We start from the raw sequence: 22,677 nt of genomic DNA on the forward strand, positions 1-22,677 counted from the left end.
TTAATCTTTATCGCTTTTAGCCGTTAGTTTTCCATTTTCAATCAACGAACTTATCATTTGACTGTATTCATTTCCCATTGGCAATTCCATATCGACTTTTAGTTCATTTCTAATGGCCATTTCTTTTTGGTTTGTTTTAGGATTGAAACCTTCTTTTTCGACTTCAGTCCAGTAAAAGCCAATTCCTCTTTTTTGCCATTTTGGAAAATCATTAAAATTCATTCCTTCCTTAAATAGCATTTCATTTTTGAAAGCAACAGATTTTCCTTCAATTTTTTTGGTAGCTTCTTTGGCAGAATAGTTTTTATTCCTCAACATCCAATAGCAATGAGCATTTAGAGAATTTCTATGCGCATCTTCATTTCTCCATCTGAAATAATCGATAACATCTTGTTTTCTTGGAAGTTGAGAAATTCGACAATCAAATGCACCAATATCTCCTAATAATAGTGAAAATTTAGCGCTTGCTTCTCCTGCTAATACGGAATTATATTTTCTAGTTTTTCTTGAAAATACTGTTGTATTGACATCAAATAGTAGTGAAATTTCGTCACTTTCAGTAAAACCGTAAATGACTTGAAAGCCACAATCCATAAGGTGTTTTACAGTTTCAATCATAAAATCTCTAAACCTAATGTCAAATGGTCTTTCGAAATTATGTTTTTCTTTTGTCAAACGTGTAAAACTTCTCCCATCTATTCTTGCAACCATATAAATATTAGGTGGAACGCAAAAGTCGTGAGCCGTTTCGTATATCCGTAATTTAGTATCTAATTCAGTAAATTTCATTTTTCCAAGCAGTTATTTCGAATTTGTCTTCTACAATTTTTACAAAGTAGAGTTCATCAAATCCTTCGTCAAATTTAGGCAATACTAGTTTATTAAAAGTTCCTTTAATTCCGATTTCTGGAATTCTTTTTTTGCCTTCTCGCTTCTTATTTCTTTCAATTGATTTTTGAATTTCTGAACTGAAATAATAACCAATTACTTTATATTTATTCTCTTTTGCTTTCTCAATAAATTCTTTTCTCGTTTCTACCTCAGGATTTGTATTGTCAATTACAAACTTAGATTGCGTATCAAAACAAGTTTGTAAAAACCGATGCTGTTTGTTTTTAGTATTTAATTGATCGAGACTGATTCTGATATGTGTATCAAAAAAATGTTTTTTATAGAATGTTGTCTTTCCAGATGCCTGAATTCCCATAAAAATTATTGATTCCATTTTGTACTATCGTTTTATTAAAATTGGTCTAATGTACTTATTAACCTTGTGTTTCGTGATAAGAAACTTTTTAATTTAATCTGTTTCTTCTAAAAAAAAGAATTCGTTTACAGGTTTTTTAAAGAGTTCACTGAGTTTTAATGATAACACCGTAGAAGGCACATATCGTCCTTTTTCTATAGAATTGATCGTTTGCCTGGAAACTCCAATTTTCTTGGCTAAATCGTCCTGAGTAAGGTCTAAAATAGCGCGTTCTATCTTGATACGATTCTTCATTACTGTTTTCTTTTAAGTATGTGAAAGAATACGATGTACATAAAGAGCATAAACCAAAGAATTTGAAAATCGCCCAAATCTTCTAAAATATCTTGTTCTTTGCCAGTTAGCACATTCGCTATATAATTTATCAACGGTTGAATGAGCGTATATATAGCTCCTACAACGAATGCCATCGTAAATGCTTTGGCTCTGATACTGCGTATCATTTCATCTTCAATTTCTTCTCTAGATAAGGTAATAATCAATAATGCAATTAATAATCCTCGTTTGAGAACGTATTTTAATGTTTCTGAATTTTCGATTCCGAATATTTTTGCAGAAAGTATGTATACTAATAGGATAATGAATAGAATGACTCCTACTCTTTTGAACGAATTTGGTAATGAAATCTTTTCTAATTTTTCAATGCTTCGTTTTTCTGATTCGCAAAATGTTTCTTTCGCCATGATGATATTTGTTTTGATTGACAATTTTATTTGATATAATGACAAATATACTTTACATTTTGTAAAACACAAGCGCTATTTTGTTTTTTTTAACTTTACTGTCTAGATTGTTAGATTGTTAGATTGTTGGACTCGCTATGCTTTTAGACTTGTTCCGTTTGGGCGGGAATCTCTAAGATTACTTCACTTCGACGAGCTCAGTGTGAACACCAATTCAAACTTAGGTGGATTGTTTTCGTAGGCAAATAATTTAGAATAGTCCATAATGTTGTCAATGCCTTCTAGCTTGCAAAGGTACGCGATTACAGCGGAGAGTCCATTAAAGAGGATTTCTTTGTCTCTAGGATTGTCAGGTTTTTTACGACTGTGATGTATTGGTAATTCATAGCCACAAGCGTCTAAGAAAATAGCTTCTATGTTTAGCAATTCTAGCGGGGAATATCCGCCAAATTTGCGTCCAAGACGTTGATGCACTTTTCCAACATAATTGAGTTGCATGGAACCATGATCGTCAGAAAGGTGTTTCCAACTATCTGTATTGTCTAAAATATTCCCAACTGCGCATTGTTTGCAGCATTCGGGACTGATCATATTGTTGTGAAATGCTTCGTACAATTTTCGTATTGCGTCTTCAAATCGTTTAGAAAGTATCATGTGACCATTTTTTTGCACACAAAAGATACAAAAAAGTCATAAAATATACTGTACAAAAATATTCAGAAAGTCGTTAAATGGAATGTGTTTAAATTGATTGTGCAAGAACTATTCTTCTTTTACAATAATCATGGTTGCTTTGATGCCTGTGGTTAAGTTCCACTCATTTGCAGAAATAAGTTGTCCTTTGTCATCATATACGCGGAATTCAGCAGTGTTTGGACCCGATGAACCTTGGTTTAATGCTTGAAAATCGATCTTGTTGAAACCTTTTTGTAGTGTAATGTCTAATTTTTTATAAGCAGCTTCCAATCGAATGTCTTCTACAACTACAACATCATTTACGTATACACGTACGCGGTCACCATCCACAAATTCGTGATCTCTACATACAATTTCCACAAATTTACCATTGCTTTTAAAATCACCTAAGTACTGCTCTACTTTGTATTCTGGTCGAATTTGCTTGTCTTTGTTGTTTAACTTACGTTCAAATTCCTTGTTGCGAGTTACATATTGTTCTTTCCCAATAAAGTCAATTTCTTTTTCTTCTTTTAGAGAAGCTCTTTTCGATTTTGGCAATTGAATTAAGCTAGAACGTTTGTTCACCAATAAGCTTGGCGTTTTAAACTCCATGAACGTTGGTCCTTTTTGCGGATTTAATGGTTCTTTCGGTTTTGGAAATGATAGTTTTATTCGTCCTTTCGTAATATCAGCATCCGTAGTTTTTGTTTTCGTGCTATCTTTTTGTGCGTGGAGTGTCATCATCCCACAAAGAAGACAAAAGAAGACGATACGAAATTTTAGTTTTAGATTATTCACGGGCAAAATAGCTGATTTTAGATCAATTGAACTGCTATAACACAATATTACGCATTTTTTCAATTACTCATTCAGATATTAACAGACAATTATCATTCCAAATTTGAAATTATGAATTCCACTCAATCTCAGCAAGTTCTAAATGCACAATTTTTTTGATTCCCAATTTGATATTTTTTCGCTTCCAAAACCCACTATTAGGATGATGCACTTGGTATTCTATATCGATTACACGTGATAATTCTTGTGAAATGATTCCTTTAAAAGCACTCGTACTTCCGTTTATATAGTAATCGAATTTATATTGCTTTAAGAAATTCATAAAATCATTTCGATACTTTAGATTGATCCAACCGTAGAACCAAAAATTCAAGCGTGTTTGGTTACTTCCTGTTTTTCCTAATAAATAGTGTAGTGAGGTTTGATATGGAACCAGCGTATAAAATGTAATCTCAAAATTTGTCAATTCTTCTTCAGAGATCTGTTTCATTAACTCAATAAAACCTGTTTTAAAACTCTGAAAGTATCCTGCAAGCGGATTCATCGCTCTAAAATCGTTTTTATAATCGAATTCATTTTTATCTGGCGCTTCTACCGTAAATAGCACTTTTGTGTATTTTGTGCCTTCTGTGGGTTCTGCCTGAGGTTTTCCGTTTTCTACCCAAAAAGTCCAAGGTTTTACTAAATGCGGAGTTCTGAAAAAGCGGTCTTTTATAATGACAAAATCACTTTGTACATCAAAAAACTCTTCGTTTTCATTCTTTATGATCTTAAAATCATCAATTTTAAGACTCGTCACACGTTTACTTTTTCTGTTGTATACAGGAATCGTTTGAACAATTTTCATATCGGGGAATACTTTTGCAGTGCATATTTAAGTATTCTTATTTAGATGGGAAACTATTTTTTTTAACAATCAATTTGTTAATTTCTTTTTTGAGTTTTCTTGCAGGGAATTATTAAGAGCGTTTTGCAGAAAAATTGCTCCATAAAAAACGTCCCCAATATTGGAAATTAAGGACGCTATCTGGTCAATATATTTAAGCCGAATTGACCAGTATGCGAAAATTATTAACTAAACAGCAAATTTAATGTTAATTCTTTTCTACTTAAATATACAAAAAAAAGAGCCCAATTGAGAATTGGGCTCATAAAAACTTGTTAAAGTTTTTTTATAGTATTGCTGAATTACAAACCTACCACTTTTTCTTTTTTGTAGGAAATTATATTTTAAATAAATATACTTTTCTTAAGTTTTTAACGCTTTTATTAATAAAATCACAATGCAACAAGAGCTAATTTTTCGAAAAATTCAAACAAAAAAAGAGAAACTTATCTAGTTTCTCTTCCCGTTTTTTAAAAAGCTAAAAGTTTTTATTTTTCTTTTGTATTCAACCGATCGCTTACAAATTCTACTTTGTTTTTACCGTGTGGCAGCGGATTTCCGTCTGTATCTAGGTTGACCATCACGATGTTATCGATGGTTAAGATGGTTTCTTGCGTCATTTTATTTCGTACTTCGCATTTAAGTCTGAGTGATGATTTTCCAAATTTCACGACTTCGATACCTATTTCTACAATGTCACCTTTTGTTGCAGAACTTCTGAAATCGATTTCTGACATATATTTCGTCACAACTTTCGGGTTTTCAAGCTGTATGATGGCGTATAAGGCAGCTTCTTCATCGATCCATTCTAAGAGTCGTCCGCCAAATAAAGTTCCGTTAGGATTCAAATCTTCGGGTTTTACCCATTTTCTTGTGTGAAATCTCATGTTCTATCGGGTTTTGGGTTTTGAGTGTTAGGTTTTGGAGTATTCCAAATTAACAACACTACAAAAATACAGCTTCCTTTCCTCCTATTTTAGGATTTTAAATAGAGTTTAACAATGCAAGATTCAGTTCTTTTTATAGTACGATTAGAATAGTGTTTGCGGTTTTGGTGGTGTTGTAATCGTTTTTGGAATTATTAGCTTCGTTCCTAAGCGCTCATTGAGTTTTCTGGTAAAATACGCGGATAATAAGGGAGATTCTACTTCCAAATTTTGATGAATAAAAAAGTGAATGTTTTGCAAACCTTGATCAATCCAGCTTTCCAAACGATCTACCCAATCGTCTAAACGTGTATAATCACTTTCATGATTGGCGCCAACATAGCGAATGAATGCTTCATTATTGGTCATACGCATGTGCATAATATCTCGTCTTCCGGCAGTATCCACTAAGGTATTTGCAATATTATTTTCTTGTAGTAAATGGTATAATTCGTTGGCTATTTTTTCATCATTAAACCAATCCGTATGGCGAAATTCAACGGATAATGCCACTTCTTTTGGCCAAAATTCTATAAACTGTACTACCCTATCAAAATCTTTCGGAGCAAAATTTCCGTGCATTTGCAAAAAGATGGTTCCCAATTTTTCTTTCAGATGTGAAGCATTATATAAATACAAATCGACCAAAGCTTCTGTTGCCTGCAAACGCTTCCAATGACTGATTTCTTGTGTGATTTTTGGAAAAAACTTAAAATCTTCAGGAGTTTTGTCGCGCCATTTTTCAAACTGTTCCGCAGGAAACATTCTGTAAAACGTTGCATTTAGTTCTATGGCGTTGAATTGTGTGGAATAATACTCTAGTTCATCTTTGGTTCCTCGCGGATAAAAACCTTTTAAATCTTGTCGATTCCATTTGGCGCAACCTACATAAATAGATGGCGTTGAATCGTTCTTATATTTTTGAAATACCACTTCGGTTTCGGGATGATCTTTTGGTAATGTAAAATCTATTTGTTGTGGATTCGTGACTTTTCCAAATTTCATTTGCTATTTTTTTAATAAAGTATAAAAATACGCAATTCTTACAGCATTTATCTATTGTTTGTAAGTTTTCGTATTGTTGATAAAATAGTTAACAAGTTGTTTATAACCTGTTGAGAATTAACATCTATTATCTCTAATTTTAGTAAAACTTAAGTGTTATGAACGATCGAGAAAATGATTTAGTTAAAGCGCGACCACAGATTTCACCGAAATCTATTTCTGAAAATATGTCAAAAGACGAGCGCTTTCAAAATTCCACACTACGTCCAGTTATCAAACTTCAAAGTCCCTTATTAATTGCTGCTTTCCGAAACTATATTGCTAAACGAAAGAATGTTTTTTACGATTTATCTATGGAAAAACGTTTGCTGTATATTGAAAATGCCATTCAAAAAGACATGAAGTTTCGCAATTCACTCAAAGGTATGATTATAGGACAGTTTACGCTTCAAGAATATCAAACGTATATTCAGAATTCATCTCCGTTAAATAAGCGTATGATGAATATTGTTGTGGAGCGTTTGAAAGATAATATTTTACTTTTTGAGAAGGATATTGCATTTTCCGCAGTCATTTAATGAGCATTGCATTTTTTTAAATTGCGCTACAAAATTATAGGACATTTTCAATATCTTTGCGACCATATTTATTAGAAGAAAAGATATGAAGCGTTTCACTATTGCATTTGTTGTCCTTATGAGTATATTTTTTGTTTCCTGTGATTTTTTTGGCAGAAAACAAGTAAAGGCTGATGGTTACCGAAATATTTCTATAAAGAACAGCACTTTTGCTATCGAATATTGGTTGGGTTCACATCCTGATGCTGAAGATAAAGATTCGTATCATTTGTATATAAAAAACGATTCTGTTCAGTATTTTAAAGATGTTTTAAAGGATTTCTTTTCTAAAACGTATGATCCGAAAACGGTGCAAGCAGTAACGATTTACACAGATACGATTTTTAATACGACAGATGTAACCTTAAATCCACCTAATATTTCAGGTATACAAGTACATTATATAGAAGATTCTCATTTACAAACGAAAGTATACAATCACAAGAACGATCAATTACAACAGATTGATGATTTGAATTCTTTTGTAGATTATTTTTCTCCAAAAGACGTTCATGATACTTCCAAAATTTTCAACGATGCTACCAATAGCATTTTCATTCTCGTAAATTCTGAAATTTCTTCAGAGTACGAGACTGGAAAATCTAATTACGATAAAAATTTAGCAGATTATAAGCTAAAAAACAACTAAGGTTACTCTTCAAATAAAGAAACTCCGTTTAAATCGGTTGTTAACACTTCACTCATATAATTGAAAAATGGGCGAATTGCTTTAAAGTACGTATCTATTTGCGTCATAAAATCTGGAGAAGTCACTTCCTTGTCCGTCAATTTTTTGGTAAATATAAATTGCTTCTTTTTGATTAAATCAATAGCCGCATGTTCTTTGCTAAAGCCTTTTGGAGCTGTTTTTACTTCATCTCCAACAAACGGTCCCCAAGTGTCTTTGAATGCTTTTTTATTGATGATTTTACGAATTTCAGTATCATCCATTTCAAATTCTTTACGAATTCGGAGCAAGTCATCTTTATTTGGTTCCCAAAAGCCTGTTGCAATAAACGATTCATTATTTGGCTGAATATGAAGATAGTAACCTCCACGCAATCTTGGTTTTACTCTATGAAAACTTCCACCAAAGTGCGTTTTATAGGGTGTTTTATCTTTTGAAAAACGAACATCTCGATAAATACGGAATATTTTTACCTTATCAATTTGGTCGTGCTTGTTTAAATGCTCTCCTAATTGATTGTAAAATTGCTTTACCTCTTTCTCAATCTCCTTAAATTCTTTTTTGTTTTCTGTAAACCACTCACGGGTATTATTTTCTTGAAGTCTGCTTAAAAATGAAAAGGTTTCTCTTGGGATTGTTTCGTTCATTATCGATTATTTTTCACTAAAATACAAAATATTCAATGGTACGAAAAATTGTTTTTAATAAGCTGCTGGCGGATGTTTAAAGACAGCGTAAATCGCAGCAATTAGAAAGATCGAAAGTACTATAAATAATACGACTCCAAAAGCAGAGATAAGAAGCTGTGCTCCTGCTACTGAATAACTGTTTTCATATAATTCTCTTTTGACTTTGGCTACTTTTTCACCATCTCTATAGCGAATCCACAAGTATAGATAACCAATTGGCCAGAATATGATATGATCTTCCATAAACTAAATATAAAAAAATAAGCATACGTATAGCATGCTTATTTTATAAATTCTGTTCGTTTATTATACAATCGTTTTTCGAGTTCTAAAATGATTCAGTGGATCTTTAGAATAGTCTTTTTTCACTTGAATCAAATCTGGATAACTGTCTCCAAAATACGTTTCTGTTGGGATTGAAGCATCTTTGAAACTGATAAATGCACCTCCAGAATTTTTAATTTTATAATCTCGACAAACTTGCATCCAATCTAAAGCTCTATTGGTTCTGTCGTATACTTTATTGTTTTGCTCTTCTTCTTTTTGAAGCAATTCTGTATTCCACCATGTCTGATATTGAATGGTATACGCTTTGTCTTTGTATGGAAAAGCACTTCGTTTTTTAGCTTCTTCAGACATGTTATCATAATATTCTCCAACAATGGCTCCTAAGGTGATATAATTAAATAAACCTAGCGAACGATTGTCTGGTAAAATTAATTCCGAAGTTAAGGACCTAATTAATTGATTGAGTCCAATATCTCCTAAACCACCTTCATTGGCCAAGCGAGATGTAATTTTATGTGGTGCTGGCGCATCTAAATCTGGTGGTAATGGTTTTTTTGTGGAAGAAAGCTGAAATATTTCCGTTGCCATATCCAAATTGCTGTTTTTAGCACTGACTTCCCCAATTGTATAGACTTTATCGTATGTTGACTCATTCTTGTTAATGGTTGCTTCGGCATTCGATTTGGCTGCAGTATCAAAATTTGCAAGTTTGATGGTTCTTTTGATAGCACTGAACGATTCTCTATCCCAAGCACTCATCAATCCGTCGTCAGCATAATTTAAACGCTGTCCGCCTTTCCCAATTAGACGCAATTCATAAGGTTTTGCTTCTCCTACAAAACAATGGTCTACAAACGATAGTAAGCTTTTTTCAGTTCCTTGCCAATATCCATACATGACACAATTGTGAATGGCTTTTTCTGGATGAAACTCAGTTGGAGAAACATCTAAGTGCTGTCCAGATACTTTTAAATTTGTTCCGATCAATTGATCATTCGTAAAATCGTCACCAGAATATATATTGTCTTTATTGATAATGACATTTTCCCAAGCTTTGATAATCGCTTTTGTATGTTTGTTTGGCTTACGCGTGTCAATTACAGACGGATTATCTTTTTCATACATATTCCATTCCAATTCATATTTGATAAGCTTTTCCGGCAATGGAAAGACTTCTAATTGCAATTCTGTGACAATTCCGTAACTCATTCCGCCGCCGCCTTTTAGCGCCCATAATAAATCTTTTGTATCACTGTAATCGGTAGTCAATTGTACAATTTTCCCATTTCCTAATACGACTGTTGCGCCGACCAGTCCTTCGCAATTCATTCCGTGTTTTCGCGTCCACGGTCCCCAACCGCCACCAAATGTAAATCCGGCTACACCAACAGTGGCACAAGTTCCGTGTGGAATCATAACTTCATTTAACGCTAATTGCGGCGTTAAATCTTTAAAACGAATTCCTGGGCCAATACGTGCAACTTTCTTATCATGACTCACTTCTACATGATTAATTCGCGACATGTCTAGTAAAATAACATCAGTTCCTGAACATTCTGCTTCATGATCATGTCCTCCAGATCGTACTCTGATTGGTAAATTGTTCGCTATGGCATCTTTGTACACGCGTTGTACATCTTCAGTAGATTCACAATAGATAATAGCAAATGGTTTCAGTTGAAATCTACGGTTAAATACCTGACTAGCTTTGTTGTACTCTATTTCATCAATTAAATTTCCGCCTGGCGTTTGTATTTGATCACATTTTAAGTGTCCTCGTAATCCATTTAGAAAGTTGTACAGATTTCGTGTATTGACAACCACCATATTTTCTCCAATCACCAATTCGGCTTCTGAAATTAACGGTAAGTTCGTTTTTATTGCTAAATCATCTACCAAATCTTTTTCAGAAACTACACTGATAATAGTATCGAATTGGTTTAAATTTTTTCGAACCAACAATGTTGTACTTCCGCTTTTGTTTTCATAGCAAAATTCACGCTTAATCACCGAAGTTATACTGCTTGACATCAATTCAATTATTTCTTCACTACCTACATCTATGGTTTTAGGAATATAGCTTGGATAACGCTTTGCATCCTTTAAATGAAGGGTTTCATACGATGTATTTCGTATTTTCACAGTCACTTTTAATCCAAGGTTTTCAGGAAACATACGATCAATTTCTTCTTTTATAATAAATGCTATAATATCTAGCAAACCATCGGCATCCGTTATATTTTCTTCTTCCCTGATCCTTGCAACTTCATGCACAAGCAATGCTTTGTTCCATACAGCAACTTGACTGATTGTTCCCTTGAAATACTGATTTTCAGTTCCTCCAATGGTAAATTCTGAAGTTGAATTCGACGGTGCGCTTTCCGAATGATTTTCGAGTGCTAGAGAAAAATCATTGATATAGAGATATAGAAATTGTTCCGTTTTTACGCTGGTTATGTGATACCATGCATTATCAATTACAGAAACATTTGAAGCTGTAATGCTTCTTGAAATTCCTTTTTCTGTGACCGTAAACACAATATTTCCTTGTGTATTTATATGTAACGAAAAAGAAGTGTTGTTGGTTTGCTTGGACAGAATTTCGCCAGATTTAGTTGTTTGAATCCAGCATTGTAGGGTGAAATCAGCGTCTTGGAAATTGTTTTTGGTCAAATTGTCATCTATCTGGTTATGGTCACCAGAAAAATTGAAAGCGTAATTCATATAGGTTTGGGTTAAGATTTGTATTCTAAAAACATCGAATTTAGAATGAATTTGTAAGACAAACAATACGTAATTGTACGCGATTTTAATTAAATTGCTTTAAAGGGTTAAAAGAGAAAAATGGTTGTACATTTGGACTTCATACAGAAATGAGGTTTTACCATAAAGATTGTCATTTCATAAACAATTTTTATGTCATTCAAATCATTAGGATTATCTGATGCGCTGTTACGTGCTATCAGTAAAAAGGGATATACAACGCCTTCTCCCATTCAAGCAAAGGCAATTCCATTAGTTTTAGAACGCAAAGATGTATTGGCATCTGCACAGACAGGAACTGGAAAAACAGCAGGTTTTACCTTGCCAATGTTACAATTGTTATCACAGCAACCACCATTACGCAGAAGACCCATTAGAGCATTAATTTTAACGCCTACACGAGAATTAGCCGCTCAAGTGTTTGCAAATGTGAAGGAATATAGTGAGTTTTTAGATATTCGTTCTACCGTTATTTTTGGTGGTGTGAATGCAAAACCACAGATTAGAACTTTACGAAATGGTGTGGATATTTTAGTTGCTACGCCAGGAAGGTTACTCGATTTACATAGTCAGAAAGCATTGTCCTTAGCCAAAGTAGAAATGTTAGTGTTGGATGAAGCTGATAGAATGTTGGATATGGGATTTTTGCGCGATATTAAACGTGTGATTGAACTCGTTCCAAAACGAAGACAGAACTTATTGTTTTCAGCAACATTTTCAAAAGACATTAAGAAGCTAGCAAACAGTATTTTACATAATCCTGTTTCGGTGGAAGCCACTCCTGAGAATACAACTGCCGAAAAAGTAAATCAAAAAGTATATAAGGTTGATAAACCACAAAAAACAACTTTGTTGATTAAATTGATTTCTGATGGAAATTGGAGTCAGGTTTTGGTATTTACGCGCACAAAGCACGGCGCTAATCGACTGACTAAGAAGTTGATTTCTAAAGATATTAGTGCAGCAGCCATTCATGGAAATAAAACTCAGAACGCACGAACCAAAGCTTTGAGCGGTTTTAAAAAAGGAGCTATTCGAATTTTAGTCGCAACAGATATTGCTGCACGAGGCTTGGATATTCCGCTGTTGCCACACGTAATTAATTTTGAATTGCCGAATGTTCCTGAAGATTATGTACACCGAATTGGTCGTACAGGTCGTGCTGGTGCAAGTGGAGAAGCTATTTCATTAGTTTCTGCTGAAGAATACGAATATGTACAAGGAATTGAGAAGTTGTTAGGCGAAAAGTTAGTTACTGAAGAGATTGAAGGTTTTGAAGTAGATCCTAATTATACGCCACCACCAAAGCAAGAACGTCCACAACGATCGCGAAAGAAGTCAAATTCTTCGCGAAAAGCTAATTCTGGCGGAAGTCAAAACAATAGAAATCGTTCTAATTCCAATTCCAATTCTAGAAATAGCAAGCGTAAAAATTCGCGTTCACGAAACAGAAGACGTGATTAGTTTTAAGACTTACTAGACTTATTTAACTGCTACATATTTTTCTTTTTTAATGATAAAAGAGGTTTTTCACAACCTCTTTTATACTCATTTTAAAAGTGTGTTTAAATTCAATTTACCTTGGTTCACAGTCACAAGTTTGATTGGCATAGGTATCAGATTCTTTATAGCATTCGATGTCGCACCAAGTTGTTGATGCCTTTCCTCCTACCAAAGTTTCTTCTCTAAGATTAGAAATTACTTTTTTTGTTAGTTCTAAATGTTTCACTTGTTTTTTCTTCATAATACTTTATTTTAAATTAATACTTGTATGAAGTTAGCTTAGAAAATACGCCCAAACAAGAACGTTTACCGTTGGTTTATGAATTAGAGGTTGTAAAAAAATGATTGTAAATTTGTTGCTTAGATACAACAGAAGATTGACAATTATAAATCTTTGAAGGTCATTTTGTTCAAGATTAAGCCAGAAGCTGGAGCGATGTAATTGACTTCTAGAGTAGAACCAGGCAATAACGAACGTTTGATGAAGTCTAAATCCAATTCTCCTCTACCTAAAAGTATGAGTGTGCCCATCATCATGCGAATCTGATGACGTTTGAATCCTGCTCCTTGCACGCGTAATAGATAACTTTTTTTTGGAAAGAAATTAGCCGTAAAAAGATCGTTTTCCACAATTTCACACAATTCTATTTCACCTTCTAAAACCGTATGTTCTGTCGGTTTGTAGCAATAAGTTTTCAGGTAATGATTTCCTTCAAATAGCTTTGCTCCTTTTTTCATTAGTTCCACATCTAAATCACCTAGAACATTGGTCATATAAGGTGCTGCAAAAGGATGATACTTTTCTCCAAAGGCAAATAAGTAGACATATTCTTTTACTTTTGGATGTTGAATAATGTTGAATTTTTCATCCGTTTGAATAATATCTAAAGCACGAATATCTTGCGGTAAGTTTTTATTGAAAAGTGGTAAAAATTCAGGAATGTCTAGCGTTTCATTATCTAAAAATAATTCAATCCCAATTTCATTCGCAGATACTTTGGCATCTGTACGTCCCGAAGCTAATAGTTTGAAGTTTTTATGCCCAAACACATACGCTAAAGTACGTTCTGTCATACGCTGTACTGTATTTACATCAGGTTGTTTTTGCCATCCGTGATAGCGAAATCCTAAGTATTGGAGCGTAATTAGATAGTAATAGCGTTTTCTTTTCAATTTTTTCTGTGAATTTAACTTTTGTTGATTTGTTGATTTGGGCGCTTCGCTTGTTTGTTGATTTGGGAAGGACTTTTTATGCCGCTTTTAGTAGAATAAATCCTAAAGCAATGATTACGATAGGAATGCTCCATAGTTTCCAAACTTCAGTGCCTTTGGTATTTTCCTTAATAGCTCTGTTTTTAATTTGTAACATGCGTTTTCCATTGTAATACAAAGCATTGAATAAATACAATACAATTCCAGCTAAAATGATATAAAAAACTTGTTCGTAGATACTAGAATATAATAAGAAAGTACTGTTGGTTGCTTTGATCAAAACAATGCTTACCACTAGTAATATACTCAGTTGAAGTACTGTTATATAGTTAGTTGCCAGAGACATCAGTTTTTTATGCTTCTGTTTCTTTGCTTGTGCTTTATAGCTTAAGACTGTTTTGTAAAATAGTTGATCGAACATAGTTTTTTACTAAAGACAGTGCAATGATAAGGATTTTTTTTGTCTGTTGGTTAGTTTGTGGATTTGTCTGTTTGTTTATTTGTTTGTTTGGGCGCTTTGCTTGTTTGTTAATTTGTCTTTTTGTTATTCGTTTGTTTGGGCGCTTTGCTTGTTTGTTAATTTGTTTGTTTACTTTTCGCGATTTTTTAAAACACTTACGATGTCGCTGAGCTTGTAACCTTTTGCTTGTAACAGAATTAGATAGTGAAATAATAAATCAGCACTTTCATTTAAGAATAAATCTTCGTTATCATCTTTGGCTTCAATAACTACTTCTACTGCTTCCTCTCCTACTTTTTGAGCGATTTTATTGATGCCTTTTCGGAAGAGTGAAGCCACATAGCTTTTTTCATCATCTTGATTTTCTTTGCGATTTTGAATGGTGTCTTCTAATTGACTTAAGAATCCAAAAGTCATTGTGTTTTCTTCATTCCAGCAAGTATCAGAACCTTTGTGGCATGTTGGCCCTACTGGGTTTACTTTGATGAGTAACGTATCGTTATCGCAATCGTTTTGAATACTGACTAAGCTTAGGAAATTCCCGCTTTCTTCTCCTTTTGTCCATAAACGTTGTTTGGTTCTGCTAAAAAATGTCACTTTTTCTGTGGATACTGTTTTTGTATACGCTTCCTCATTCATATAGCCTAACATTAAGACATTTTTGGTGTTATAGTCTTGAATGATTACAGGAACCAATCCGTCATTATTTTTATTGAAGTTGATATTCATTTGTTTTTCTTTTTGTTGATTTGATCGCTTTGCTTGTTTGTCTATTTGTTAATCTGTTGATTTGTTTTTTGATCGCTTCGCTTGTTTGTTAATTTGTTAATCTGTTGATTTGTTTTTTTGGGCGCTTTGCTTGTTTGTCTATTTGTTAATCTGTTGATTTGTTTTTTAGGCGCTTCGCTTGTTTGTTGATTTGTTTTTACTCTTAACGTCAGTTCGAGTGAATTTGCAAAGCAAATTTGTATCGAGAACTACTTTTAAACTTCTCAATTCTCACTACTAACATCTCAAAACTATTTTTTAAGTTCATTATTCAAAGATATCTCGACTGCGCTCGATATGACATTTTTAATTCAAATTCTCACATTAATTCCGTTATCTTTTAGGTTTTGTTTGAGTTCTGGAATTCCGATTTCTTTGAAGTGAAAAACACTGGCAGCCAATGCTGCATCTGCATTTCCTTCGATAAATGTGTCTTTGAAATGTTGCATGTTTCCTGCTCCACCTGAAGCAATTATTGGAATATTTACGATGGTTGAAAGCGTAGCCAATGCTTCGTTTGCAAATCCGTCTTTGGTGCCATCATTGTCCATGGATGTGAATAGAATCTCTCCCGCACCACGTTCCGCAACTTCTTTTGCCCAATCAAACAATCTGATTTCTGTAGGTACTTTTCCTCCCACTAAATGTACAATCCATTCGCCATCAATTTGTTTTGCATCAATAGCCACTACAATACATTGGTTTCCAAACTTTGAAGCGAGTTCATTGATAAGTTCTGGTCGTTTTACAGCTGCCGAATTGATAGAAACCTTGTCTGCGCCAGCTTGCAACATGTGATCTACATCTTCTACCGAAGAAATTCCGCCACCAACAGTAAATGGAATATCAACTTGTGCAGCCACATCTAAGACTAACTTTTGCAATGTTTTTCTACGTTCTTCCGTTGCCGAAATATCTAAAAAGACCAATTCATCTGCACCTTCTTCTGCATAAATTTTAGCCAATTCTACTGGATCGCCAGCATCACGGAGATTGACAAAATTGACTCCTTTTACTGTACGTCCATTTTTAATATCTAAACAAGGAATGATTCTTTTTGTAAGCATTTTTTGTTAGTTAATTTAAAGATTGAATGATTAAAAATTACATCTCGACTGCGCTCGATATGACACGCAGGAAATACATTAAATCAATGTTTCTAGTTGTTTGAGTGATATTTTATTTTCGTAAATCGCTTTTCCTATAATGACACCTTCACAGCCAAATTCTTTTAGTTTCGGGAGTTCATCAAAGGTTGAGATTCCTCCAGAAGCGATCAGTTTGATCGTTTTTGAAGCCATCTCGACTGCGCTCGATGTGACATTCTGCGTACAGTTTTTTAAAATCTTCTCATACAAATCAAACGATGGACCTTCTAACATTCCGTCTTTGGCAATGTCCGTACAAATCACATATTCAATGCCTTTTTGCTGGTATTTTTGAATGAACGGAATTAATTCTTCTTTGCTTTCTTCTTGCCAACCACTAATCGCAATTTTTTCATCCATTGCGTCAGCTCCTAAAATAATTTTATCGCTGCCATATTTTTGAATCCACTTGGTAAAGGTTTCGCTGTCTTTTACAGCAATACTTCCTCCTGTGATTTGTTTTGCGCCACTTTCAAACGCAACATGTAAATCTTCATCCGATTTTAATCCGCCTCCAAAATCGATTTGTAAATTGGTTTTTGAAGCTACTTTTTCTAGAATTTTATAGTTAACGATATGTTTTGCCTTGGCACCATCTAAATCAACCATATGTAAGTATTGAATTCCTGCATCTTCAAACTGTTTCGCTACTTCTAGTGGGTTTTCGTTATATATTTTTTTGGTATTGTAATCGCCTTTGGATAAACGCACACATTTTCCATCGATGATATCTATTGCGGGTATGATTCTCATTTTTTGTTTTTTTGTTGATTTGTCATCTGTTGATTTGTTTGTCTGTCTATTTGGACGCTTCGCTTGTTTGTTTTACCGATTTTTATAATTCTAGAAAGTTTTTTAGTATTCTGCTTCCGGCTTTGCTGCTTTTTTCTGGATGAAATTGGACACCGTAAAAATTGTCTTTTTGTAATGCGGAAGCGTAACTAATATCATAGTTGCTTTCTGCGATCATTTCATTTGATTTTTGAGCATAAAAACTGTGAACCAAATACATATATTCGTTTTCACGTACACCTTCAAACAATGGACTTTTCAAGTTTTGAATGGTATTCCAGCCAATTTGTGGCACTTTTACATTTTGAGAAAAACGCATAACTTCGGTATCAAATATTCCCAAACCTTTGGTATTTCCTTCTTCCGAAGAATTACACATGAGCTGCATTCCTAAACAAATCCCCAAAACAGGTTGTGTTAAGGTTGGAATGATGGTGTCTAATTGACTTTCATTAAGCTTTTTCATGGCACTACTCGCCTCTCCTACACCAGGAAATATGACTTTATCGGCATTTCTAATTTCATCGGCATCATTGCTAAGAATTGCTTCAACACCCAAACGTTGCAAAGCAAATTTGATACTTTGTATGTTTCCTGCGCCGTAATTTATGATGATTATTTTCATTGTTGGGTCTTGGGTTTTAGGTCTTGGATTTTGGTATTAAAAAGTATCATTTCTATTTCATAGTACTTCTTGAGTAACTTACTAATACCTACTACCAAAGACCAAATACCTTTATGTTTTTCTTTTTTTTCAATTTGACAATTTGTTCTTTGAAACTATTTAAAATTTCCTAGAGCATTCCTTTGGTTGATGGTAAAATCATTTTTTCTACATCTCTTTTTACGGCTGCTTTGATGGCTTTTGCAAAGGATTTGAAAATTGCTTCTATTTTGTGGTGCTCGTTGGTTCCTTCTGCTTTGATATTTAAGTTTGCTTTGGCGCCATCTGTAAACGATTTGAAAAAGTGAAAAAACATTTCCGTTGGCATTTTTCCAATCATTTCGCGTTTGAAATCTGCTTCCCAAACCAACCAATTTCTACCTCCAAAGTCAATAGCAACTTGCGCTAAACAATCGTCCATTGGCAAACAGAAACCATAACGCTCAATCCCTAATTTGTTTCCTAAAGCTTCCGAAAACACTTCTCCTAAAGCAATCGCAGTATCTTCAATTGTATGGTGTTCGTCAACTTCTAAATCACCATTAACCTTGATATCTAAATCAATTTGTCCGTGACGTGCAATTTGATCTAACATGTGATCAAAGAAAGCAATTCCTGTTTCCATATTTGATTTTCCTGTTCCGTCTAAATTCAGATCAATTTGAATTTGAGTTTCATTGGTATTACGCGTCAATGAAGCTTTGCGTTCTTTGGCTTTTAAGAAGGCATATATTTCGTCCCAATCATTGGATTCTAAACCAATAAAAGCGTCTAATTCTGAACGTTTTACTGTAATTTCATCTGTTCCTAAAAAAGTTTCGTCATTGATATATATACCTTTTGCGTTTAAGTTTTTAGCCAATTCAATATCCGTTAAGCGATCGCCAATAACAAACGAGTTTTCTAAATCATATTCTTCAGAAAAATACTTGGTCAACAAACCTGTATTTGGCTTACGTGTTGGCGCATTGTCTTTTGCAAACGTTCTATCAATCACGATTTCGTCAAACACAATACCTTCTCCTTTAAGTGTTTGTAAGATAAAATTGTGCACTGGCCAAAATGTATTTTCAGGATATACTGCTGTTCCCAAACCGTCTTGATTGGTAATCATGACCAATTTAAAATCAAGCTCTTTGGCAATTTTTCGCAATGCTGATAAAGCTTTTGGGTAGAATTCTAATTTTTCAAAGCTGTCGATTTGTTCGTCAGCAGGTTCTTTGATGATTGTTCCATCACGATCTATGAATAGTACTTTTTTCATGGTTTATTTTTGTGTGTGACACTGAATCAAGTTCAATGTGACGTTTTCTATGTTTTTGTTGTGCTGAGTTTAATTCAGCATCTCCTTTTCATTATTTTTGGATTCCTGCCTTCGCAGGAATGACAATCCTAGCCAATTTCTTTTAAAGCTTTGATTAATCTTTGATTTTCACTTTCCGTCCCAACCGTAAATCGCAAACAGTTTTCACATAAAGGTTGTGTCGTTCGGTTTCGAATTACAATTCCTTTATTTATTAACTGATCGTAGCGAAGATTGGCATTATCTACTTTTACTAAGATAAAGTTCGCGTCCGATGGAAATATTTTTTCAATAAAATTGACGTCTTCCAGCGCTTTTGCTAATTGTGCTTTATCTTCTTGGATGCGATCAATTTCTTGTTGTACACTTTCATATGCTGAAATACGCTCCAATGCACGAGATTGTGTGAGCAAATTAACATTATATGGCGGTTTGATACGATTTAAAATTTCTACAATAGTGAACGAAGCATAACAGATTCCAAGTCTGATGCCTGCCATTCCATACGCTTTTGAAAGCGTTTGTGTAATGATAAGGTTAGGAAATTCCTCAAGCCGATTCAACCAACTTTCTTGGCTTGAGAAGTCTATATATGCTTCGTCGATCACTATGATTCCATTAAATTCTTTGAGTAGTTTTTCTACAGCTTCACTACTAAAACTGTTTCCTGTTGGATTATTTGGTGAGCAGAGAAATAGAATTTTACTGTTTTTATCTGCTGTGCTTAAAATTTTGTCCACTTTAGGTTGAAATGATTCCGTTAAGAATATTTCTTTGATTTCCACATCATTGATACCAGCTAATACATTGTACATTCCGTAGGTTGGTGGCAACGTAATGATATTGTCTTGTTTTGGTTCACAAAATGCTCTGAAAATCAGATCGAGAATTTCATCGCTTCCATTTCCTAAAACTATATTGGCTGGATTACAGTTTTTTACTGCTGCCAACGCCACTTTTACATCTTTTTGTTGCGGATCTGGATATCGATTGACTCCGTTTTCATAAGGATTTTCGTTGGCGTCCAAAAATACCATTTCACTTCCAGAAGCTTTGTATTCGTCTCTGGCTGAGGAATATGGCTTGAGTGTTTTTATGTTTTCTCTGATGAGAGAATTTATATTGAATGTTTTCATTGCTACTTTATTGTTTCAAATACATTTCGACTGTGATCAATGTGACAAATAGGATTATTTTAAGCTTTCTAAACGTAAACTAACAGCGTTTTTATGAGCTTGTAAACCTTCTGCTTCCGCCATTTGTTCGATAGCATTTCCAATGTTTTGAATTCCTGTTGCTGTAATTTTTTGAAATGTCATACTTTTTTGGAAACTGGCTAGGTTGACACCTGAATATGCTTTGGCATATCCGTTTGTTGGTAAGGTATGATTGGTTCCAGAAGCGTAATCGCCCGCACTTTCTGGTGTGTAGTTACCCACAAAGACAGAACCTGCATTTTGAATTCCGCTGGTATAGAAATCCTCGTCTTGTACGCAAATGATAAAGTGTTCTGGACCGTATTCGTTGATTAAATCTAATGCGATTTGATCATTTTCTACATAGATTAATTTTGAATTACTAATCGCTTTTGTAGCAATTTCTTTTCGTGGCAATGCTTCTAATTGATTTTCTACGGCTTTTTCTACTTCCGTTAGAAAGTTCTTTGAGGTCGTTACCAAAATCACTTGACTGTCCGTTCCGTGTTCTGCCTGACTTAGTAAATCGGAAGCAACAAAGTCCGCATTTGCAGATTCGTCTGCAACAACCAATAATTCGCTTGGTCCAGCTGGCATGTCAATAGCTACTCCATATTTAGTAGCGAGTTGTTTTGCTACCGTTACAAATTGATTTCCTGGGCCAAAGATTTTATATACTTTTGAAATGGTATCTGTTCCAAAAGTCATTCCTGCTATGGCTTGAATGCCTCCTACTTTGTATATTTTCGTAATTCCACATAATTGCGCCGTATATAATATTGCCGGATTTACCTTGCCTTCTTTGTTTGGTGGTGTACATAAGATAATTTCATTACAACCTGCAATTGTAGCAGGAATTGCCAGCATTAAAATGGTAGAAAATAAAGGCGCGGTTCCACCAGGAATATACAATCCCACTTTTTGAATGGCTCTTTTTTCTTGCCAACAACGTACTCCTTGCGTCGTTTCTATATCAATTACCGCAGTTTCTTGTGCTTTGTGAAATGAAGTAATATTTGCTTTCGCGATAGCGATAGCCGCTTTTAAATCATCAGAAACGTTTTTTGCAGCAGCGTCTATTTCAGCTTGACTGACAACCAAATCATCCAGTTTTACATTGTCAAAAAACGAAGTATACTTTTTGATAGCGATATCGCCATTTTTTTGAACTTCAGAGAAAATTTGTGAAACCGTGTCTTCTATATCGTCTACCGTTTGTGTTGGACGTTCTAAAATTGTTGCCCAAGTTGTGGATTGTGGATTGAATATTTTGTTCATTATAATACCATTTTTTCGATTGGACATACTAAAATTCCTTCTGCGCCATTGGCTTTGAGTTCATCAATGACATCCCAGAAGTCTTCTTTTTTGATTACAGAGTGTAGTGAACTCCAGCCTTCTTCGGCAAGTGGAAGAATTGTTGGACTTTTTAATACGGGTAATATTTTGCTGATGGCTTCTATTTTCTCATTTGGCGCATTGAGAAGAATGTATTTTGAAGTGCGCGCCGTTAGTACTGACTGAATTCTGAATCGGAGTTTTTGAAGTAATTTTTGACCTTCTTCATCTATTTTTGGCGAAACTGCTAATACAGCTTCACTTTTTAGCATGACTTCCACTTCTTTAAGATTGTTTTTGAAGAGTGTGCTTCCGCTAGAAACAATATCACAAATGGCATCTGCAAGTCCGATGTTTGGCGCAATTTCTACAGAACCGTTGATAATGTGTAAGTCAGCATTGACACCTTTTTCTTTTAAATAGGCTTTTACAGTTTCGGGATACGAAGTTGCAATACGTTTGCCTTCAAAGTCTTTTACAGAGTTATAACTTTTTCCTTTTGGAATAGCGAGCGATACTTTACATTTTGAGAATCCGAGTTTTTCGGCAATGGTGATGTTCTCTCCTTTTTCGACCAATACATTTTCTCCAAGAATCGCAATATCGACTACGCCATCGCGTAAATACTGTGGAATGTCTCCGTTTCTAAGGTAAAAAACTTCTAAAGGAAAGTTTCGTGCAGATGCTTTGAGTTGAGCTTTTCCGTTATCGATGGAAATTCCGCAGTCTTTTAAGATTTTAAGCGAGTCTTCGTTGAGTCGTCCCGATTTTTGAATGGCAATTTTTAACTTTTTCATTGTTTTGTTTTATGTTCAAGTACAAAAATTGGGCACTAAAAAACCCGTTTGATGTACTCAAACGGGTTTTAATATATTTTGAAATTACTTCAATACATTATCAGCTCGCTTGAGGGCAAGTATGAAAATGATGATGATGTAATTGTGTATAAGACATGTTTGTTTTTTATTCTGATGCAAATGTAATTAATATTTTTGATAGCTTCCA

The 22,677-nt window shown here is 34.2% G+C and carries 26 protein-coding genes; 3 read left to right on the forward strand and 23 right to left on the reverse strand.

What is annotated here, in order from left to right:
* From Q0845_RS23505 to Q0845_RS23545, 9 genes are all read right to left on the reverse strand, one after another.
* Entirely contained in the window at positions 1-789 is a 789-nt protein-coding gene (locus Q0845_RS23505; protein ID WP_298518974.1) for a tRNA(His) guanylyltransferase Thg1 family protein, read from the reverse strand.
* Entirely contained in the window at positions 776-1,225 is a 450-nt protein-coding gene (locus Q0845_RS23510) for a hypothetical protein (protein WP_298518977.1), read from the reverse strand. Before Q0845_RS23510 ends, Q0845_RS23505 begins: the two co-directional genes overlap by 14 nt.
* Positions 1,226-1,300: 75 nt before the next feature.
* On the reverse strand, positions 1,301-1,501 hold the full coding sequence (locus Q0845_RS23515; protein WP_298518980.1) for a helix-turn-helix transcriptional regulator: 201 nt from the start codon (positions 1,499-1,501) through the stop codon (positions 1,301-1,303).
* On the reverse strand, positions 1,501-1,950 hold the full coding sequence (locus tag Q0845_RS23520) for a hypothetical protein (protein ID WP_298518985.1): 450 nt from the start codon (positions 1,948-1,950) through the stop codon (positions 1,501-1,503). Before Q0845_RS23520 ends, Q0845_RS23515 begins: the two co-directional genes overlap by 1 nt.
* Positions 1,951-2,133: 183 nt before the next feature.
* Complete coding sequence (locus Q0845_RS23525; RefSeq protein ID WP_298518988.1) at positions 2,134-2,604, reverse strand: Na(+)-translocating NADH-quinone reductase subunit F; 471 nt, start codon at positions 2,602-2,604, stop codon at positions 2,134-2,136.
* Positions 2,605-2,712: 108 nt separating this feature from the next.
* Complete coding sequence (locus Q0845_RS23530; protein ID WP_298518990.1) at positions 2,713-3,372, reverse strand: hypothetical protein; 660 nt, start codon at positions 3,370-3,372, stop codon at positions 2,713-2,715.
* A gap of 163 nt (positions 3,373-3,535) precedes the next feature.
* Positions 3,536-4,273: a hypothetical protein gene (locus Q0845_RS23535; RefSeq protein WP_298518993.1), complete on the reverse strand. Its 738-nt coding sequence runs from the start codon at positions 4,271-4,273 to the stop codon at positions 3,536-3,538.
* Between the two features lie 527 nt (positions 4,274-4,800).
* Complete coding sequence (locus tag Q0845_RS23540) at positions 4,801-5,199, reverse strand: hotdog domain-containing protein (protein ID WP_298518996.1); 399 nt, start codon at positions 5,197-5,199, stop codon at positions 4,801-4,803.
* A gap of 144 nt (positions 5,200-5,343) precedes the next feature.
* Complete coding sequence (locus tag Q0845_RS23545) at positions 5,344-6,243, reverse strand: DUF72 domain-containing protein (RefSeq protein WP_298518999.1); 900 nt, start codon at positions 6,241-6,243, stop codon at positions 5,344-5,346.
* Between the two features lie 158 nt (positions 6,244-6,401).
* On the opposite strand from Q0845_RS23545, the gene Q0845_RS23550 reads away from it, so the two are divergent.
* Positions 6,402-6,821 (forward strand): glyoxalase, encoded by a 420-nt coding sequence (locus tag Q0845_RS23550; protein WP_298519002.1) that lies wholly within the window; start codon positions 6,402-6,404, stop codon positions 6,819-6,821.
* A gap of 118 nt (positions 6,822-6,939) precedes the next feature.
* Entirely contained in the window at positions 6,940-7,509 is a 570-nt protein-coding gene (locus tag Q0845_RS23555; protein WP_298519005.1) for a hypothetical protein, read from the forward strand.
* A gap of 2 nt (positions 7,510-7,511) precedes the next feature.
* On the opposite strand, the gene Q0845_RS23560 is transcribed toward Q0845_RS23555, so the two are convergent.
* The 3 genes from Q0845_RS23560 to Q0845_RS23570 all read right to left on the reverse strand — a co-directional run bounded on the left by Q0845_RS23560 (position 7,512) and on the right by Q0845_RS23570 (position 11,249).
* Entirely contained in the window at positions 7,512-8,195 is a 684-nt protein-coding gene (locus tag Q0845_RS23560; protein WP_298519008.1) for a DUF2461 domain-containing protein, read from the reverse strand.
* A 54-nt stretch (positions 8,196-8,249) separates the two neighbouring features.
* On the reverse strand, positions 8,250-8,480 hold the full coding sequence (locus tag Q0845_RS23565) for a hypothetical protein (RefSeq protein WP_298519011.1): 231 nt from the start codon (positions 8,478-8,480) through the stop codon (positions 8,250-8,252).
* 63 nt (positions 8,481-8,543) lie between these two features.
* Positions 8,544-11,249: an FAD-binding protein gene (locus tag Q0845_RS23570; RefSeq protein WP_298519014.1), complete on the reverse strand. Its 2,706-nt coding sequence runs from the start codon at positions 11,247-11,249 to the stop codon at positions 8,544-8,546.
* Positions 11,250-11,441: 192 nt separating this feature from the next.
* On the opposite strand from Q0845_RS23570, the gene Q0845_RS23575 reads away from it, so the two are divergent.
* The gene (locus tag Q0845_RS23575) at positions 11,442-12,752 is read left to right on the forward strand and encodes a DEAD/DEAH box helicase (protein WP_298519016.1); all 1,311 of its coding nucleotides are present in this window, start codon (positions 11,442-11,444) and stop codon (positions 12,750-12,752) included.
* 112 nt (positions 12,753-12,864) lie between these two features.
* Here Q0845_RS23575 and Q0845_RS23580 read toward each other — a convergent pair whose 3' ends face one another.
* From Q0845_RS23580 to hisG, 11 genes are all read right to left on the reverse strand, one after another.
* Positions 12,865-13,032 carry a hypothetical protein gene (locus tag Q0845_RS23580; RefSeq protein WP_298519019.1) on the reverse strand — a complete coding sequence of 56 codons (168 nt, stop codon included), beginning with the start codon at positions 13,030-13,032 and terminating at the stop codon, positions 12,865-12,867.
* Between the two features lie 143 nt (positions 13,033-13,175).
* On the reverse strand, positions 13,176-13,964 hold the full coding sequence (locus Q0845_RS23585; RefSeq protein WP_298519022.1) for a tRNA pseudouridine(38-40) synthase TruA: 789 nt from the start codon (positions 13,962-13,964) through the stop codon (positions 13,176-13,178).
* Between the two features lie 76 nt (positions 13,965-14,040).
* Entirely contained in the window at positions 14,041-14,424 is a 384-nt protein-coding gene (locus Q0845_RS23590) for a hypothetical protein (protein WP_298519025.1), read from the reverse strand.
* A gap of 168 nt (positions 14,425-14,592) precedes the next feature.
* On the reverse strand, positions 14,593-15,237 hold the full coding sequence (hisIE, locus tag Q0845_RS23595) for a bifunctional phosphoribosyl-AMP cyclohydrolase/phosphoribosyl-ATP diphosphatase HisIE (RefSeq protein WP_298519135.1): 645 nt from the start codon (positions 15,235-15,237) through the stop codon (positions 14,593-14,595).
* Positions 15,238-15,542: 305 nt separating this feature from the next.
* On the reverse strand, positions 15,543-16,298 hold the full coding sequence (gene hisF / locus Q0845_RS23600; protein WP_298519028.1) for an imidazole glycerol phosphate synthase subunit HisF: 756 nt from the start codon (positions 16,296-16,298) through the stop codon (positions 15,543-15,545).
* 78 nt (positions 16,299-16,376) lie between these two features.
* Entirely contained in the window at positions 16,377-17,132 is a 756-nt protein-coding gene (gene hisA, locus Q0845_RS23605; protein ID WP_298519031.1) for a 1-(5-phosphoribosyl)-5-[(5-phosphoribosylamino)methylideneamino]imidazole-4-carboxamide isomerase, read from the reverse strand.
* Between the two features lie 82 nt (positions 17,133-17,214).
* Positions 17,215-17,796 (reverse strand): imidazole glycerol phosphate synthase subunit HisH, encoded by a 582-nt coding sequence (gene hisH, locus Q0845_RS23610; RefSeq protein WP_298519034.1) that lies wholly within the window; start codon positions 17,794-17,796, stop codon positions 17,215-17,217.
* 169 nt (positions 17,797-17,965) lie between these two features.
* Positions 17,966-19,099: a bifunctional histidinol-phosphatase/imidazoleglycerol-phosphate dehydratase HisB gene (gene hisB, locus Q0845_RS23615; protein ID WP_298519037.1), complete on the reverse strand. Its 1,134-nt coding sequence runs from the start codon at positions 19,097-19,099 to the stop codon at positions 17,966-17,968.
* A gap of 128 nt (positions 19,100-19,227) precedes the next feature.
* Positions 19,228-20,274, reverse strand: a complete 1,047-nt coding sequence (hisC, locus tag Q0845_RS23620) for a histidinol-phosphate transaminase (protein ID WP_298519040.1) — start codon at positions 20,272-20,274, stop codon at positions 19,228-19,230.
* 54 nt (positions 20,275-20,328) lie between these two features.
* Positions 20,329-21,612 (reverse strand): histidinol dehydrogenase, encoded by a 1,284-nt coding sequence (hisD, locus tag Q0845_RS23625; RefSeq protein WP_298519043.1) that lies wholly within the window; start codon positions 21,610-21,612, stop codon positions 20,329-20,331.
* On the reverse strand, positions 21,612-22,469 hold the full coding sequence (gene hisG / locus Q0845_RS23630; protein ID WP_298519046.1) for an ATP phosphoribosyltransferase: 858 nt from the start codon (positions 22,467-22,469) through the stop codon (positions 21,612-21,614). The genes hisD and hisG overlap by 1 nt, the downstream gene beginning before the upstream one ends.
* Positions 22,470-22,677 lie beyond the last annotated feature (208 nt).

It is taken from the genome of uncultured Kordia sp. (assembly GCF_947489565.1).
Taxonomy (GTDB): domain Bacteria; phylum Bacteroidota; class Bacteroidia; order Flavobacteriales; family Flavobacteriaceae; genus Kordia.

Coding starts and splice junctions, on each gene's coding strand:
- Q0845_RS23505 (WP_298518974.1), bottom strand. CDS start 789: ATGAAATTTACTGAATTAGATACTAAATTACGGATATACGAAACGGCT.
- Q0845_RS23510 (WP_298518977.1), bottom strand. CDS start 1,225: ATGGAATCAATAATTTTTATGGGAATTCAGGCATCTGGAAAGACAACA.
- Q0845_RS23515 (WP_298518980.1), bottom strand. CDS start 1,501: ATGAAGAATCGTATCAAGATAGAACGCGCTATTTTAGACCTTACTCAG.
- Q0845_RS23520 (WP_298518985.1), bottom strand. CDS start 1,950: ATGGCGAAAGAAACATTTTGCGAATCAGAAAAACGAAGCATTGAAAAA.
- Q0845_RS23525 (WP_298518988.1), bottom strand. CDS start 2,604: ATGATACTTTCTAAACGATTTGAAGACGCAATACGAAAATTGTACGAA.
- Q0845_RS23530 (WP_298518990.1), bottom strand. CDS start 3,372: ATGATGACACTCCACGCACAAAAAGATAGCACGAAAACAAAAACTACG.
- Q0845_RS23535 (WP_298518993.1), bottom strand. CDS start 4,273: ATGAAAATTGTTCAAACGATTCCTGTATACAACAGAAAAAGTAAACGT.
- Q0845_RS23540 (WP_298518996.1), bottom strand. CDS start 5,199: ATGAGATTTCACACAAGAAAATGGGTAAAACCCGAAGATTTGAATCCT.
- Q0845_RS23545 (WP_298518999.1), bottom strand. CDS start 6,243: ATGAAATTTGGAAAAGTCACGAATCCACAACAAATAGATTTTACATTA.
- Q0845_RS23550 (WP_298519002.1), top strand. CDS start 6,402: ATGAACGATCGAGAAAATGATTTAGTTAAAGCGCGACCACAGATTTCA.
- Q0845_RS23555 (WP_298519005.1), top strand. CDS start 6,940: ATGAGTATATTTTTTGTTTCCTGTGATTTTTTTGGCAGAAAACAAGTA.
- Q0845_RS23560 (WP_298519008.1), bottom strand. CDS start 8,195: ATGAACGAAACAATCCCAAGAGAAACCTTTTCATTTTTAAGCAGACTT.
- Q0845_RS23565 (WP_298519011.1), bottom strand. CDS start 8,480: ATGGAAGATCATATCATATTCTGGCCAATTGGTTATCTATACTTGTGG.
- Q0845_RS23570 (WP_298519014.1), bottom strand. CDS start 11,249: ATGAATTACGCTTTCAATTTTTCTGGTGACCATAACCAGATAGATGAC.
- Q0845_RS23575 (WP_298519016.1), top strand. CDS start 11,442: ATGTCATTCAAATCATTAGGATTATCTGATGCGCTGTTACGTGCTATC.
- Q0845_RS23580 (WP_298519019.1), bottom strand. CDS start 13,032: ATGAAGAAAAAACAAGTGAAACATTTAGAACTAACAAAAAAAGTAATT.
- Q0845_RS23590 (WP_298519025.1), bottom strand. CDS start 14,424: ATGTTCGATCAACTATTTTACAAAACAGTCTTAAGCTATAAAGCACAA.
- hisF (WP_298519028.1), bottom strand. CDS start 16,298: ATGCTTACAAAAAGAATCATTCCTTGTTTAGATATTAAAAATGGACGT.
- hisA (WP_298519031.1), bottom strand. CDS start 17,132: ATGAGAATCATACCCGCAATAGATATCATCGATGGAAAATGTGTGCGT.
- hisH (WP_298519034.1), bottom strand. CDS start 17,796: ATGAAAATAATCATCATAAATTACGGCGCAGGAAACATACAAAGTATC.
- hisB (WP_298519037.1), bottom strand. CDS start 19,099: ATGAAAAAAGTACTATTCATAGATCGTGATGGAACAATCATCAAAGAA.
- hisC (WP_298519040.1), bottom strand. CDS start 20,274: ATGAAAACATTCAATATAAATTCTCTCATCAGAGAAAACATAAAAACA.
- hisD (WP_298519043.1), bottom strand. CDS start 21,612: ATGAACAAAATATTCAATCCACAATCCACAACTTGGGCAACAATTTTA.
- hisG (WP_298519046.1), bottom strand. CDS start 22,469: ATGAAAAAGTTAAAAATTGCCATTCAAAAATCGGGACGACTCAACGAA.